This window comes from Pseudonocardia sp. WMMC193, assembly GCF_021728735.1.
Taxonomy (GTDB): Bacteria; Actinomycetota; Actinomycetes; order Mycobacteriales; family Pseudonocardiaceae; genus Pseudonocardia; species Pseudonocardia oroxyli.
Window position 1 is genome coordinate 903,245 of the sequence record NZ_JAKKDO010000003.1, and the last position, 13,889, is coordinate 917,133.

Sequence of the window (13,889 nt, forward strand, 5' to 3'; positions counted from 1 at the left end):
TGTAGCACATCTCAGCGGTGCCTCCCGCCCGTCAGTGGGGCCCCGGGCCGCGTCTCCACGACGACCTCGTCCCCTGCGGCCCAGCCTTCCCCACCGAGGGGGGACCGCACCACTCCCGACGCCCGCATCAGCGAGGTCAGCGCGCCCGCCCCCCGCGGGAGGGGGCTCGCGGCCCCGTCGTGCACCGACACCAGGACCTCCTCGTCGGTGTGGGCCGCGGACGCGACCGCGCGGGTGAGGACGGCGGTGACGGTGGGGCCGGGCCGCCGCGCCGTGCCCTCGACGCGGTCCAGTGCCGCCTCGGCGAAGTCCCGGGTGATCCGGGCCGCGGCCACCGGGTAGCCGGGCACCCCGACCAGCGGCACCGGGGCTTCCGTCCCCGCGGTGCCCAGCAGCACGGGGTGCCCGGGTCGCAGCGGCAGGTGGTGGACACAGACCGCGCCCACCGCCCGGACCACGGCGGCGGTGTGGTCGTCCCGGCCCGCGCTGGACCCGGCGATGACCAGTACGAGGTCCGCCCGGTCCGCCGCCGCGCGCACCACGGCGGCCAACCGCTCCGGGACGTCGGGCACGATGGCCGTGCGCTCCACGACGGCGCCGCGGCGGGCCAGCGTGGCCGCGATCAGGACCGAGTTGCTGTCGACGATCTCCCCGCGCCGCGGGCGGGTGCCCGCCTCGCGGATCTCGTCGCCGGTCGGGATCACCACGACGCGCGGCGCGCGGGTCACCTCGACGGTCGCGTGGCCCGCGGACGCCAGCACGGCCAGGTCCACCGGCCGCAGCCGGTGCCCCGCCGGGAGCAGCAGCTCGCCCGCCGCCACGTCCTCCCCGGCCCGGCGGACGTGCCTGCCCGGTGTCGGCGGCTCGGACAGCCCGACCAGCCCGACCAGCCCGACCAGGTCGCCCGGGCCGCGGTCCAGGAGCTCGCGGGGGACGACGGCGTCTCGGCCGGGCGGGATCGGGTCGCCGGTGTCGACGACGTCGAACGCGCCCGGTGCCAGCCATCCCGTCGGGGTGTCGGCGCAGGTCACGGCGATGCCGTCCATCGCGGCGAGGTCGTGCGCGGGGTTCGCGACCCGTGCCCGCACCGGCCCGGCCAGGACCCGCCCGTCGGCGGCGAGCAGCGGGAGCCGCTCACCCCCGCCGCCGCGCGGACGCCAGGCGGCGAACCACCGGCGGACGGCCTCGGCGGCGTCGAGCGGGGCGGGTCCGGTGCAGGGGTCGGTGCGGGCGGCGGTCACGCGCCGCTGACCACGAACAGCTTCTGGAACGGCTCGCGCACGGTCCAGGTCGACTCGGTGCCCTTGACGAACGAGGCGATGTCGCCCGCCTTCAGCGTCACCAGGGTGCCGTCGGCGAGCTCGATGTCGAGCACCCCGCCGAGCACGTGGATGGTCTCGTCCGCGGCGAACGGGTACGGGAACGTGCGGGGCTCGCAGCGCCACAGGCCGACGGCGAGGGTGGTGTCGTCGGCGCCGCCGTTGCGGATCCAGTGCACCTCGCCGATGGCCTCGTCGCCGACCAGGAAGGGCTCGTACTCCTCGGCCGCCACGGTCGAGGGGTGGTGGGTGGTCAGGTTCGCGGTCACGGTCTTGTCCTCGAGGGGTCGAGCGGTGTCAGGCGGAGCGGACGTCGACGGACGCCGCCGAGTAGCGCGGGCCGCGGCCCAGGTCGTTGAGGTCGCCGGAGATCAGCGCGGCCGGGCTGGAGCCGCCGTTCCGCCAGAAGCCGTACGGGGCGACGGCCACACCGGGCAGGACGCTGTCGTCCACCCGCACGGTCGCGCGGAAGCAGCCGAGCTCGTTGAACACCTCGGCGGTCCCGCCCTCGACCAGGCCGCGGCGCTCCGCCTCCTCCGGGTGCAGGGTCACGTGCTGGCCCTGCTCGGCGGTGAGCTGCCGGTCCATGTTGGCGTACTGCGAGCTGATGAAGCTGTGCCCGCGCGGGGTGATCATCTTCAGCGGGTACCGCGGGTCGACCTCCTCCGGCACGAAGTCCGGGACCGCGGGGCTGGGGGTGTCGCCCTGCCGCTCGGTGTAGCCCTGGCGGAACACCGGCACCACGTCGTCGGTGTCCCCGGGGACGGCGAACTCGACCTTGGTCGACGGCGTGGCGAAGCCGCCCTCGGCGAACGGGGCCTCGTCCGGGCCGGGCAGCGCCAGCCGCGCCCAGCCCGACTTCTTCAGGCCCTCGAGGGTGATGCCGGTCATCGCGGGTGCGTCCCAGTCGAGACACTGCTCGGCGAGCTCCTGGTCCGTCATCGAGAACCAGGGGTCGTCGTCGAAGCCCATGCCCGCGGCCAGCCTGCGGAACATCTCGACGTTCGACACCGCCTCGCCGAGCGGCTCGATGGCCGGGTTGTTCGCCGAGATGTAGAGGTGGCCCCACGAGAACATCACGTCGAAGTGCTCGAGGATCGTGGTGGCGGGCAGCACGATGTCCGCGTAGCGCGCGGTGTCGGTGAGGAAGTGGTCGCTGACCACGGTGAACAGGTCCTCGCGTTGCAGGCCGGCGAGGGTCTTGTTCTGCTCCGGCACGGTGATCACCGGGTTGGCGTTGCAGACCATCAGGCCCATGATCGGCGGGTCCAGCTCCAGCTCGCCGGTCAGCGCGCGGCCGAGCTGCAGCGCGTTGATCGTGCGGGTGCCGGGCTTGATCAGGTCCGTGCGGGAGAGCCGGTCGAAGTTCACCGGGAACGAGAACAGCGTGAGGTCGTGGGTGCCGCCGCCCGGGTGGCGCCACGCCCCGACGAGCGCGGGCAGGCTGAAGATCGCCCGGAAGGCCTGGCCGCCCTGGGGGTGGTTCTCCACGGCGGTGCCCACGCGCAGCGCGGCGGGCCGGCTGGTGGCGAACTCCCGCGCGAGGGTGCGCACGTCCTCGGCGGGGATGCCGGTGACGGCCTCCACGCGCTCGGGCGAGAACGTCGCCGCCTTGGCCGCCAGCTCCGCGAACCCGGTGGTGTGGGCGTCGATGTAGTCCTGGTCCTGCAGGCCCTCGGAGATGATCACGTTCATCATCCCGAGCGCCAGCGCGCCGTCGGTGCCGGGCTTGATCCGGATGTGCCAGTCGGCGACCTTCGCGGTCCGGCTGCGGTACGGGTCGATGACGACCAGCTTGGCCCCGGCCTTGCGCGCCTGGGCCACGAACGGCCACAGGTGCAGGTTCGACGTCAGCATGTTGTGGCCCCACACCACGATGTACCTCGCGTGCACGATCCCCTCGGGGTCCGTGACGGCGGGGCCGACGGTGCGCAGGTACGCGGCACCGCGGGTGGAGGTGCAGAAGGTGCGCTCGGTGATCGAGGCGCCGAGGCGGTGCATGAACGGGTCCATCACGTTCAGCCCGTTGAGGATGCCCTGGTTGCCCAGGTAGCTCGTGGGCATGATCGCCTCGCCGCCGTACTCCTCGACGATCGAGGTGAAGCGGGCCGAGATCTCGGCCACGGCCTCGTCCCAGCTGATGCGCGTGAACTCGCCGGAGCCCTTGGGGCCGGTGCGCCGCAGCGGGTACAGCACGCGGTCGGGGTGGTAGGCGCGCTTCTCGTAGTCGTTGACCTTCGCGCAGAGCCCGCCGCGGGTGAACGGGTGGTCGGGGTCGCCCCGCACGCCGGTGACGGTGTCGCCCTCGACGGTCACGAGGATCGCGCAGGTGTCCGGACAGTCGTGGGCGCAGGCGGCCCGCACGACCCGGGTCGCCGTGACGTCCTCGACGGGCAGTGCGACAGGTGTGGTGGTCATGTCGGCGCATCTCCTAGCCGGCTCGGTGCCCGAACGGTGGCGCCGACGCTAAAGCCGCCCGGCCCGCCCGAGGCACCTGCAAACGCAGGTTCTCGGCGCGCGATTCCAGAATGCGTTACAACAAAGTTTCGCCAATGTTTCCGCAGGTCCACTCGCCTTTCCTTGGAATCCTCCGCATTTGCAGGTGTGCTCGCCGCGCCCCGTTCCGGCACCGTTGCCTGCGCAATCGTCCGTCGAGGAGTGGGAGGCCGATCCGATGCACCTGGCCGTCGTGGGCTCGGGCCCGTCCGGGCTGTTCGCCGCCAAGGAGGCGCTGCGCGACCCGGCCGTGGCCGTGGACGTCATCGAGCGGCTGCCCACCCCGTTCGGACTCGTCCGCTACGGGGTGGCCCCGGACCACCACCGCGTCCGCGCGGTCACCGGGACCCTCGGCGCGGTGTTCGACGACCCCCGCGCGCGGTTCCTGGGCAACGTCACCGTCGGCCGCGACGTCTCGCCGGTCGACCTGCGCCGGGCGTACGACGCCGTGGTGGTCGCCACCGGTGCCCCGCACGCCCGCCGGTTGGGCGTCCCCGGCGAGGACCTGCCCGGCAGCTACGCCGCGGGCGACCTCGTGTCCTGGTACAACGGCCACCCGGAGGCCGGGAACCCGTTCGGCGTCGCGGCCCGCGAGGTCGCCGTGATCGGGGCGGGCAACGTCGCCCTCGACATCGCCCGCGTGCTGCTCAAGGGGGGCGCGGGCCTGGCGGACACCGATGTGCCCGACGCGGTCCGGGCGGCCCTGGACGAGCGCCCCGTCGAGCGGGTGCACGTCGTGGCCCGCCGGGGCCTGTCCGACGTCCGGTTCTCCCTCCCCGAACTGCTCGAACTCGACCGCCTCCCGGGGGTCGAACCGGTCGTGGACCCGACCGCGCTGCCCGCCGAGCCCTCGCCCGACCGCGTCACCGAGGCCCGCAACGCGGTGTTCCGCACCTGGGCCGCGCCGGGACGGACCGGGCGGCTGCGCCTGCACGTCCACCGCCGCCCCGTCGCCGTGCTGGGCGCGGACCGGGTCACCGGCCTGCGCCTGGCGGGGCCCGACGGCGCGCAGGCGGAACTGGGCGTGCAGGCGGTCGTGCGCGCCGTCGGCTACCACGCCGAGGCGCTGCCCGGCCTTCCGTTCGACGCCGACCGCGGGCTGGTCCCGCACGAGGGCGGGCGCGCCGACCGCGGGCTGTACGTCACCGGATGGCTCAAGCGCGGGCCCAGCGGCGTGATCGGCGCGAACAAGGCCTGCGCGCTGCAGACGGTCCGCACCCTCCTCGCCGATGCGGCGGCGGGGCGGCTCGACGCCCCGGAGCCCGGCCTGCGCGAGCGGCTCGTCGCCGGGCTCGCCGATCGGGCGGACCGCCTCCGCAGGCCGGTCGGCTGGGCGGGGTGGACCGCCATCGACCGGGCCGAGATCGCGCTCGGCACCCGCGGCGGCCGGGCCCGCACCAAGATCACCGAGCTGCGCGAGCTCCTCGAGCTCGCCACCACCACCGACTGAACGGGAGACGACCGATGCCCTACGTCATCACCGACGCCTGCGTGGACGTCATGGACCGGACGTGCGTGGACCAGTGCCCCGTCGAGTGCATCCGGCCCGGCGAACGGATGCTCTACATCGACCCGGACCTGTGCATCGACTGCGGCGCCTGCGAGCCCGTCTGCCCGCAGGGCGCGATCCACCTCGCCGACGCCCTGCCGCCCGCACTGCAGCGGTTCCGCACGATCAACGCCGAGTTCTTCACCGGACCCGGCGGCGACCACCCCGACGTGGCGGCGCTGCCCTCCCGATGAGACCGACCCCGGCGCCCGCCGGCACCGGGGAGCGGTGCCGGCGGGCGCCGGGGTCGTCGCGGTGGTCCGGCTACCGGTGCGGCTACTGGTTCGTGTCGGCCGGGAGGTCGAGCCAGGTCTTCACGATGGCGGCGAAGTCCTGCGGGCGCTCCTCCTCCATGTGGTGGCCGCCCTGGTCCATGAGGAACACGTCGCCGTAGGGGACGGCGTCGGCGATGGACAGCGCGTAGGCCGGGGTGGCGAAGACGTCGTACCGGCCCCACAGCACCAGCACGCGGCGCTTGACCTCGGCGAGCAGCGGCTCCAGGTCCTCGGGGTCACCCGCGTGGATGCCACGGCCCCAGGTCGAGGCCGGGCCGGGCTGCTGCAGGTAGTGCCAGCGCAGGTCCAGCGTCGTCTCGTTCACCGCGGCCGGGTCCCAGTACTCGAGCTTCACCATGATCTCGCGGATCTTCTCCCGGGTCGGGCCCTCCCCGGTGGTGAAGCCCGCGACCAGCTGCGCGGTCAGGGCGGCGAGCTCGGGGGTGCGCCCGCCGCGTCCGCGGTGCATCGGCTCGCTGCCGCTGAGCACCACCTTGCGCACCAGGTGGGAGTACTCGGCCGCCAGCACCAGAGCCACCGAGCCGCCCTGGGAGTTGCAGACGAAGTCCGCGTTCTCGATCCCGAGGTTCTCCAGCGCGGCGGCCACGTGCTTCGCGTGGAACGCCCACTTCGCGGGCGGGTACTCCACGGCGCTCGAGTACCCGTAGTTGAGCATGTCCACCAGCACGCACCGGCGGTCGTCGAAGTAGGGGATCGCCACCCCGAAGTCGGTCCAGGAGGTGCAGCCGGGGCCGCCGCCGTGCAGGAAGACGGTGGGGCGCCCGCCCTCGCCGACCTCGGAGACGAACAGCTGGTGGTCGCCTGCGGGGACGAGCCGCCCGGGCGGGGCGCCGAGCTCCTCGGCACCGGTGGTCGTGGTCGATGCGGTCATCGGACTCCTCGTGCTCTGCGGGGAAGGGGAGATCAGCTCGGCTGCTTCGGGTAGCCGTCGAGGAACGACAGCACGTGCGCCGCGTACTCGGCGGGCTTCTCGAACGGGACCCAGTGCCCGGTGTCGCGCAGCACCACCAGCCGCGAGTGGCGCGTCAGGTTGAGGGCGTTGATCCCGATCTCGAACGTGCACATCCGGTCGTTGCGACCCCAGACGATCAGGGTCTCGGCCTCGAGCTCGGCCATCTCGGGGGCGTGGTCGTGGGGTGTGGAGTAGCTCTCCGCGGACGCCGCCAGGATGTCGGGGCGGGACAGGTAGGTGTCCCGGACGTACGCGACGAGCTCCGGGGTGACCAGGGCCGGGTCGTCGATGTGCACCTTGAGGTAGCGCTCGAAGTTCCGCTCGCTCGGGTCCTCGATCACCTCGAGGGTGGCGCGCAGGCCCTCCTCGGGCTCGATCGCCATCAGGTACTCGTTGCGGTAGCCGCGGTTGGTCCCGACGTGGCCCGCGCCCCACACGAGCTTCTTGGTCCGCTCGGGATAGGTGTAGGCGAAGGCGAACGCCGTCTGGCCGCCCTGGGAGTTGCCCACGACGTCCACGCGGTCGATGCCGATCGCGTCGAGCAGCCCCTTCGCCTGCCGGGCGTGCAGCCCGTGGATCTGCTCACGGAAGACGCGCGGCCCGCTCCCGCCGTAGTTCACCAGGTCCATCAGGATGCAGCGGTACCGCGCGGCGAAGTACGGCACGACCTTGTGCCAGGTGATCCAGGCGTTCGATCCCGGACCGTAGCTGTGCAGGAACAGGATCGGCTCACCCTCGCCGATGTCGTGGTAGTGCATCGGCGTGCCGTCGACCACCACCGTCCGGCCCGCCGACTCCTCGGTCAGGCCGTCGCTGGTGACGAACGCCGCTCGCGAACTCATGCGCTGCTCCTCCTGGGGGCTCGTGGTGCGAGCGTAGAGACGCCACCCGCCCCCGACGGCCTGCGCCGGTCCGCTGAGGAGAACGCCCGGCCAAGTTCCGCCGCGCCGGTTCGCTGGGCAGACCACGGGGCTGGGCGGGCGCCGCCGGAGGGTCGAGCCTGGTGACGACGACCGGCCGCGGAGCAGAGGAGGACCACCCGTGCAGTACGCCACCGTGGGCGCGTCGGGGATCGAGGTGTCCCGCATCGCGCTCGGGACGGCCACCTTCGGGCTCTCGCCGCGCGAGGACGACGTGGCCGCCCTCGTCGGGGCCGCGCGCGACCTGGGTGTGACCTGCTTCGACACCGCGAACTCCTACGGGAACCAGCCGGGCTACGACTGGCCCGGGGTCACGCGCAGGCAGGACCGGGCCTCCTCGGAGGAGCTGCTGGGTCGCGCGCTGCGCGGAGCCGGGGACGAGGTCGTGGTGGCGACCAAGGTCGGCGAGCCGGTGGGGGAGGGCCGCCCGACGAGCGAGTGGCGGGGCCTGCTGACCCGGGCGCACGTCGAGGAGCAGTCGGCGGTCAGCCGCGCGCGGCTGGGGCGCGAGCGGATCGACCTCTACTACGCCCACCTGCCGGACCCGCGGACGCCGCTGGAGGAGACGGTGTCGGTGTTCAGCGACCTCGTCGACCGCGGCGACATCGGGGCCTGGGGCCTCTCCAACTACACCGGCGAGCAGACGGCCGAGGTGCTGGCCACGGCGGCGGCCCTCGGGGCGCACCCGCCGGTCGTCCATCAGCCGCGCTACCACCTCGCGGACCGCGCGGTCGAGCGCGATCTCGTCCCCGTGCTGCACCGGGCCGGGATGGGGCTTGCGGCGTACAGCCCGCTGGGCATGGGGTTGCTCGCCGGCCGCGCGGCGGCCGAACGGCGCTGGGCCGGGCACGCCCGGTGGGGCGGGAGCGGGTTCTCCGCCGCCGAGGTCGAGGCCGCGGGGCGCTTCGAGGCCGCCGCGGCGTCCGTCGGGCTGCCCGCGGCCCAGGCGGCGATCGCGTGGCTGCTCGACCGGCAGGCCGTGACGACCGTCGTCGTCGGCGCGACGTCGGAGAAGCACCTGCGGCTCGCCTGCGCGGCCGCGGACGTCGAGCTGGACGACGCCGGACGGTCGGTCCTCGACGCCGTCGACCTCGGGACGCCCGCCCGGGTGGCGGGCGCCTGACCCCGGGTCAGCGGCGGCGGGCGCGGCGCCGGGGGGCGGCCCCCGCCGGGCGGGGGCGCTCGGCGGCGGGAGCCTGCCGCGGCGTGCGGGAGCTGTGCGCGGTGCGGCCGCGCACGATCCCGATGAACTCCTCCATCAGCTCGGTGTTCTCGGCGTCCGGCCAGGTCAGGACCACGCTCGACCCGGGGGCGTCGGTCAGCGGCCGGTAGGTCAGGTCGCGGCGGTGGTGCAGGCGGGCGAGGGACTGGGGCAGCGCCAGCACACCCATGCCCGCGGCGACCAGCTCGACGGCCTCGGCCGTCGTCGGCGGGGTGTAGGCCGCCGCCCGGCCCGGACGGCCGCCCGGCCAGTCCAGGGTGTCGTCCTGCGGGTGGAGCAGGGTCTCGTCCGCCAGGTCGGCGAGCACGGCCTCCTCGGCCGCGGTGAGCAGGTGGTCCTTCGGCACGACGGCCACGGTGGTCTCGGTGTACAGCGGGATCGCGTGCAGCCCGGCCCGGTCGATGGGGAGCCGGACCAGCGCCGCGTCGATCGTGCCGGCACGGACCAGCTCCACCGCCTCGTCCGTGCTGCCCGCGACCAGCTCCAGCGGGACCCGGGGCCTGCGCTCCGCCCAGATCCGCGCCCACTTCCCGGGGGTGACGCCGGGGACGTAGCCGAGCCGGAACGTCGCGGCGGGGGTCGGCTCGGTCACCGGGCCAGGGTAGAGCCTCGATACCCTGGGCCCATGACGCGGCAGAGGGCGACCCAGACCATGAAGGCCGCGACGGCGGCGAAGAAGCTCGGCGTCCTCCTCGACGCGACCCCCGCCGAGTTCCGGGACGGGGTGGTCTCGCGGGACGAGCTGGACGCCCTGCAGGCCGATCCGCCGCAGTGGCTGCGTGAGCTGCGGCGCGACGGTCCGCACCCCCGGCAGGTGGTCGCGGACCGGTTGGGCGTGTCCATCTCCGGGCTGGCCCGCGCCGAGATCACCGAGCCGCTGACCACCGCGCAGATCGCGGCCCTGAAGGAGGAGCAGCCGGAGTGGCTGCGCCGCGAGCGCAGCACCCGGGCCGAGTCCCAGCGCGCCGAGGCGCGCGCGCAGGCCGAGCGCTCCGGCCGGGCCCGGTAGCGGCGTCGGTCCCGGCGGCCCGTCCCCGGACTCAGCCGGTCCGGCCCGCGAGGATCGCGGCCCCGTCCCCGCCGAGCTCCGCGACGGCGCCGGCGCGACCGGCGAGCGCCATCAGCAGCGGCTCCGCGGGGCCTTCGACGAGCGGCCCGCGGCCGGTGCTCCAGTCCAGGTCGGTGGCCCGCAGGGTCAGGCCCTTGATCCGCTGTCGGGCCCCGATCGGGGGCGCGGTCCGCGCGAAGTCCAGGACGACCCGCAGCCGGTCCGCCGGGATCTCGCGGGGCCTGCCGAACGATCGCCGGATGTCCTGGTGGTGGATCAGGCCGTCGGTCAGCGCGATGCGACCACCGAAGGCGGCCGTGAGCCCCCGGGGGTCGAGCCGGTTGCGCACCAGCTCGAGCAGCTCGTCCGGGGCGCGGTGGCGCAGGGCGGCGATGCCGATCTCGTTCGCCGTGGCCCCACCCCTGGCCAACCTGCGCACCAGCGCGAGCGGACTCAGGTCCTCGTAGCTGACCAGGTGCGCCACGACGTCTCGGACCGCCCACCCCGCACACAGGGTCGGCGCGTCCCAGTCCGCGGGCGACAGGGTGCCCAGGAACTCCGCGAGGGCCGCCCGCTCCGCGCGGGCCATCGTCCGGCAGTCGGGCTCGGCGGCGGGCATCGCGCCACGCTACCGCGCCGCCGCCCGCCGCCGCCGCCGCCCGCCGCCGGTGCTCAGCGCGGGGTGCGGTGGTCCTTGAGCCGCTGCAGCTTCCCGACCGAGCGCTCCAGCGAGTCCGGGTCCACGACCTCGCAGGTCACCGTCACCCCGACGGTGTCCTTGACCGCCGTGACCAGCTCGGCCGCGGCGGCCGCCCGGCGCGGCGCCGGGGTGTCCGCCCGCGCCTCGACCCGCACGGTGAGCGCATCCATCCGCCCCTCGGTGGTGAGCTCGAGCTGGAAGTGCGGGGCGAACCCCGCGGTGCGCAGCACGATCTCCTCGATCTGGGTCGGGAAGAGGTTCACCCCGCGCAGGATGATCATGTCGTCGCTGCGGCCGGTGATCTTCTGCATGCGCCGCATCGCGGGCCGCGCGGTGCCGGGCAGCAGCCGGGTCAGGTCGCGGGTGCGGTAGCGGATGATCGGCAGGGCCTGCTTGGTCAGCGAGGTGAACACGAGCTCGCCCTCCTCGCCGTCCGCGAGCACCGTCCCGTCCAGCGGGTCGATCACCTCGGGCAGGAAGTGGTCCTCCCAGATGTGCAGCCCGTCCTTGGTCTCCACGCACTCCTGCGCCACCCCGGGGCCCATGACCTCGGACAGGCCGTAGATGTCCACGGCGTGGATGTCCATGCGCTCCTCGATCTCGGCGCGCATCTGCTCGGTCCACGGCTCCGCGCCGAAGATCCCGACCCGCAGCGAGGTCGCGCGGGGGTCGAGGCCCTGGCGCTCGAACTCGTCGAGCAGGGTGAGCATGTAGCTGGGGGTCAGCATGATGACGTCCGGCAGGAAGTCCGTGATCAGCTGGACCTGGCGCGGGGTCATCCCGCCGGACACGGGGATGGCCGTGGCCCCCAGGCGCTCGATGCCGTAGTGGGCGCCGAGGCCGCCGGTGAACAGGCCGTAGCCGTAGGCGTTGTGCACCTTGTGCCCGGGCCGCCCGCCCGCGGCGCGGATCGAGCGGGCGATCAGGCCCGCCCAGGTGTCGATGTCCCGGGCGGTGTAGCCGACGACCGTGGGGCGACCGGTGGTCCCGGAGGAGGCGTGGATGCGCCGGACCTCGGACTGCGGCACCGCGAACATGCCGAAGGGGTAGTTCTCCCGCAGGTCGGCCTTGCTCGTGGTGGGGAACTTCGCGATGTCCGACAGCGACCGGCAGTCCGCCGGGTGGACGCCCGCCTCGTCGAACGCCTTGCGGTAGTGCGGCACGTTCTCGTAGGCGTGCGCGAGCGTCCACTGCAGACGTTCGAGCTGCAGGGCCCGCAGCTCGTCGGTGGACATCCGCTCCGCGTCGTCGAGCAGGTCGGGCGGCGGGGCCTGGCCGAGGCGGGTCACTGCTTCGCCACCAGGGTCAGCACGTCGTACCGCGCGACGGACTCGCCGTCCTGGCGCGTGACGTCCGCGTCCCAGCGCACCTCGCCGTACCCGGCGGAGTCCCGCGGGGTCAGCTGCTTGCAGGTGAGGGTGACCGTGAGCTCGTCGCCGAACTTCACCGGGGTGAGGAACCGCAGGTCGTCCACGCCGAAGTTGGCCAGCACGGGACCGGGGTCCGGGTCGACGAACAGGCCCGCCGCGAGCGAGACGATCAGGTACCCGTGGGCGACGCGCTCGCCGAACAGCGGGTTCGCCGCGGCGGCCGCGGCGTCCATGTGGGCGTAGAAGGTGTCCCCGGTGAACTCGGCGAAGTGCTCCACGTCCTCCTGGGTGACCCGGCGCGGCCCGGCGACCAGCGTGTCGCCCGGCCGCAGCTCCTCGAGGTGCTTGCGGAAGGGGTGCACGTCCGACTGGACGCGCGCGGCGCCCGCGACCCAGCGGCCGGTGATCGCGGTGAGCGAGTCCGGGTCGGCCTGGATCGCCGTGCGCTGCATGTGGTGCAGCACGCCGCGGATGCCGCCCAGCTCCTCGCCGCCGCCCGCGCGGCCGGGGCCGCCGTGGACGAGCTGGGGCAGGGGGGAGCCGTGGCCGGTGGACTCCGTCGCGTCCGCGCGGTTGAGCACGAGGAGCCTGCCGTGGAAGGGCGCGGTGCCGAGCACGACCTCGCGCACGAACGCCGGGTCCTCGCTGACGATCGAGCCTGCGAGCGAGCCCTGCCCGCGGGCGGCGTAGTCGATCAGCTGGGCGGTGCCCTCGTACGGCAGGATCGTCGAGACCGGCCCGAAGGCCTCGACCTCGTGCGGCTCGGCGCGTTCCGGGTCCCCGACCAGCAGGATCGGGCCGAGGTGGGCGCCGGGTCCGTCGGCGTCGGGGTCGCCGAAGACGATCCGGCCCGCCGCGGTGAGCGCCTTGATGCTGCGCCGCACCTCCTCGCGCTGGTCCAGGCTCGCCAGCGCGCCCATGCCGTCGACCTGCGCCAGCGCGGCGGTCGTCGCCGCGACGACCTCGTCCACCCGGTCCGCGGGGACGAACGCGCGGCGGATCGCGGTGCACTTCTGCCCGGCCTTCACGGTCATCTCGGCGACCAGGCCCCGCACGAACAGGTCGAGGTCCCCGTCCGGCCCCAGGACGGAGAAGTTGAGCGAGTCGGCCTCGGCGGAGAAGCGCACGGAGTTCCGCACGATCGCCGGGTGCGCTCGCAGGGTCTGCGCCGTGGCGGCCGAGCCGGTGAAGGACACCAGGTCCTGGCCGGTCAGGTGGTCGAAGGTGTCCCCGAGCGACCCCGCCACGAACTGCAGCGTGCCCTCCGGCAGCAGCCCGGAGTCGATGATCAGCTCGACCAGCTTCGCCGTGAGGAAGGCGGTGGGGCTCGCCGGCTTGACCAGCGAGGGCACGCCGGCCAGGAAGGCGGGCGCGAACTTCTCCAGCGGGCCCCAGACGGGGAAGTTGAACGCGTTGACCTGCACCGCGACCCCGTGCAGCGGCACGCACAGGTGCTGGCCGACGAAGGTGCCGCCGCGGCTCAGCGGCTCCACGGCGCCCTCGACGTAGACGGTGTCGTTCGGCAGCTCCCGCTTGGCCTTGCTCGCGTAGGCGAGCAGGACGCCGATGCCGCCGTCGACGTCGAACTTCGAGTCGGCCAGGGTGGCGCCGGTCCGCGCCGAGACCGCGTACAGCTCCTCGCGGTGCTCGCGCAGGTGCCCGGCGAGGGCCTTCAGCAGCGCGGCGCGCTGGTGGAACGTGAGCGCGCGCAGCGCCGGGCCGCCGACCTCGCGGCCGTGGGCCAGCGCGGCGGCGAAGTCGACGCCCGCGGAGGAGATGCGGGCGATCTCCTCGCCGGTGGTCGCGTCGTACAGCGGGCGGGCGGGATGCCCCGGGGAGTCCGGTGCGGTGTGCCAGGCGCCGGAGACGTAGCTCCGCAGCGTGGTGGTGCTCATGCGGCCCCTCGATCGGTGTCTGCGTCGGCGAACGATCGTTCGGTTGCAGGCGAGGCTAGCAGCCGACGGTCACGACGGCCAGACCCGCTTGCATGACCTTGAAACGTGAGGCATCATCAGAC

General features: G+C 74.2%; 13 protein-coding genes. 4 read left to right on the forward strand and 9 right to left on the reverse strand.

Going from position 1 to position 13,889, the window contains the following annotated elements; translation table 11 throughout:
* Positions 1-11 precede the first annotated feature (11 nt).
* The 3 genes from L3X23_RS05670 to L3X23_RS05680 are packed head-to-tail and all read right to left on the reverse strand — an operon-like array spanning position 12 to position 3,737.
* On the reverse strand, positions 12-1,241 hold the full coding sequence (locus L3X23_RS05670) for a molybdopterin-binding protein (RefSeq protein ID WP_237191071.1): 1,230 nt from the start codon (positions 1,239-1,241) through the stop codon (positions 12-14).
* Positions 1,238-1,588: a cupin domain-containing protein gene (locus L3X23_RS05675; protein ID WP_237191072.1), complete on the reverse strand. Its 351-nt coding sequence runs from the start codon at positions 1,586-1,588 to the stop codon at positions 1,238-1,240. The genes L3X23_RS05670 and L3X23_RS05675 overlap by 4 nt, the downstream gene beginning before the upstream one ends.
* Before the next feature lie 28 nt (positions 1,589-1,616).
* Positions 1,617-3,737 carry a molybdopterin-dependent oxidoreductase gene (locus tag L3X23_RS05680; RefSeq protein WP_237191073.1) on the reverse strand — a complete coding sequence of 707 codons (2,121 nt, stop codon included), beginning with the start codon at positions 3,735-3,737 and terminating at the stop codon, positions 1,617-1,619.
* Between the two features lie 256 nt (positions 3,738-3,993).
* On the opposite strand from L3X23_RS05680, the gene L3X23_RS05685 reads away from it, so the two are divergent.
* Both L3X23_RS05685 and L3X23_RS05690 read left to right on the forward strand, forming a co-directional pair.
* Positions 3,994-5,265 carry an FAD-dependent oxidoreductase gene (locus L3X23_RS05685; RefSeq protein WP_237191074.1) on the forward strand — a complete coding sequence of 424 codons (1,272 nt, stop codon included), beginning with the start codon at positions 3,994-3,996 and terminating at the stop codon, positions 5,263-5,265.
* 14 nt (positions 5,266-5,279) lie between these two features.
* Positions 5,280-5,558, forward strand: a complete 279-nt coding sequence (locus L3X23_RS05690) for a ferredoxin family protein (RefSeq protein WP_237191075.1) — start codon at positions 5,280-5,282, stop codon at positions 5,556-5,558.
* Between the two features lie 82 nt (positions 5,559-5,640).
* On the opposite strand, the gene L3X23_RS05695 is transcribed toward L3X23_RS05690, so the two are convergent.
* Together L3X23_RS05695 and L3X23_RS05700 are read right to left on the reverse strand one after the other, a co-directional pair.
* Positions 5,641-6,531: an alpha/beta fold hydrolase gene (locus L3X23_RS05695; protein WP_093075929.1), complete on the reverse strand. Its 891-nt coding sequence runs from the start codon at positions 6,529-6,531 to the stop codon at positions 5,641-5,643.
* 32 nt (positions 6,532-6,563) lie between these two features.
* Positions 6,564-7,454, reverse strand: a complete 891-nt coding sequence (locus L3X23_RS05700; RefSeq protein ID WP_237191076.1) for an alpha/beta fold hydrolase — start codon at positions 7,452-7,454, stop codon at positions 6,564-6,566.
* A gap of 199 nt (positions 7,455-7,653) precedes the next feature.
* Between L3X23_RS05700 and L3X23_RS05705 the strand changes: the two genes are divergently transcribed.
* On the forward strand, positions 7,654-8,655 hold the full coding sequence (locus tag L3X23_RS05705; RefSeq protein ID WP_237191077.1) for an aldo/keto reductase: 1,002 nt from the start codon (positions 7,654-7,656) through the stop codon (positions 8,653-8,655).
* A gap of 7 nt (positions 8,656-8,662) precedes the next feature.
* Here L3X23_RS05705 and L3X23_RS05710 read toward each other — a convergent pair whose 3' ends face one another.
* The gene (locus tag L3X23_RS05710) at positions 8,663-9,346 is read right to left on the reverse strand and encodes a LysR family substrate-binding domain-containing protein (RefSeq protein WP_237191078.1); all 684 of its coding nucleotides are present in this window, start codon (positions 9,344-9,346) and stop codon (positions 8,663-8,665) included.
* Between the two features lie 33 nt (positions 9,347-9,379).
* Between L3X23_RS05710 and L3X23_RS05715 the strand changes: the two genes are divergently transcribed.
* Positions 9,380-9,763 (forward strand): DUF5997 family protein, encoded by a 384-nt coding sequence (locus L3X23_RS05715; RefSeq protein ID WP_237191079.1) that lies wholly within the window; start codon positions 9,380-9,382, stop codon positions 9,761-9,763.
* A gap of 31 nt (positions 9,764-9,794) precedes the next feature.
* Here the strand turns inward: L3X23_RS05715 and L3X23_RS05720 are convergent, their stop codons facing one another.
* The 3 genes from L3X23_RS05720 to paaZ are packed head-to-tail and all read right to left on the reverse strand — an operon-like array spanning position 9,795 to position 13,767.
* Positions 9,795-10,421 (reverse strand): maleylpyruvate isomerase family mycothiol-dependent enzyme, encoded by a 627-nt coding sequence (locus L3X23_RS05720; RefSeq protein ID WP_237191080.1) that lies wholly within the window; start codon positions 10,419-10,421, stop codon positions 9,795-9,797.
* Positions 10,422-10,474: 53 nt separating this feature from the next.
* The gene (paaK, locus tag L3X23_RS05725; RefSeq protein ID WP_237197933.1) at positions 10,475-11,737 is read right to left on the reverse strand and encodes a phenylacetate--CoA ligase PaaK; all 1,263 of its coding nucleotides are present in this window, start codon (positions 11,735-11,737) and stop codon (positions 10,475-10,477) included.
* A gap of 50 nt (positions 11,738-11,787) precedes the next feature.
* Positions 11,788-13,767, reverse strand: a complete 1,980-nt coding sequence (gene paaZ / locus L3X23_RS05730) for a phenylacetic acid degradation bifunctional protein PaaZ (RefSeq protein WP_237191081.1) — start codon at positions 13,765-13,767, stop codon at positions 11,788-11,790.
* Positions 13,768-13,889 lie beyond the last annotated feature (122 nt).

Coding starts and splice junctions, on each gene's coding strand:
- L3X23_RS05680 (WP_237191073.1), bottom strand. CDS start 3,737: ATGACCACCACACCTGTCGCACTGCCCGTCGAGGACGTCACGGCGACC.
- L3X23_RS05685 (WP_237191074.1), top strand. CDS start 3,994: ATGCACCTGGCCGTCGTGGGCTCGGGCCCGTCCGGGCTGTTCGCCGCC.
- L3X23_RS05690 (WP_237191075.1), top strand. CDS start 5,280: ATGCCCTACGTCATCACCGACGCCTGCGTGGACGTCATGGACCGGACG.
- L3X23_RS05695 (WP_093075929.1), bottom strand. CDS start 6,531: ATGACCGCATCGACCACGACCACCGGTGCCGAGGAGCTCGGCGCCCCG.
- L3X23_RS05700 (WP_237191076.1), bottom strand. CDS start 7,454: ATGAGTTCGCGAGCGGCGTTCGTCACCAGCGACGGCCTGACCGAGGAG.
- L3X23_RS05715 (WP_237191079.1), top strand. CDS start 9,380: ATGACGCGGCAGAGGGCGACCCAGACCATGAAGGCCGCGACGGCGGCG.
- L3X23_RS05720 (WP_237191080.1), bottom strand. CDS start 10,421: ATGCCCGCCGCCGAGCCCGACTGCCGGACGATGGCCCGCGCGGAGCGG.
- paaK (WP_237197933.1), bottom strand. CDS start 11,737: ATGTCCACCGACGAGCTGCGGGCCCTGCAGCTCGAACGTCTGCAGTGG.
- paaZ (WP_237191081.1), bottom strand. CDS start 13,767: ATGAGCACCACCACGCTGCGGAGCTACGTCTCCGGCGCCTGGCACACC.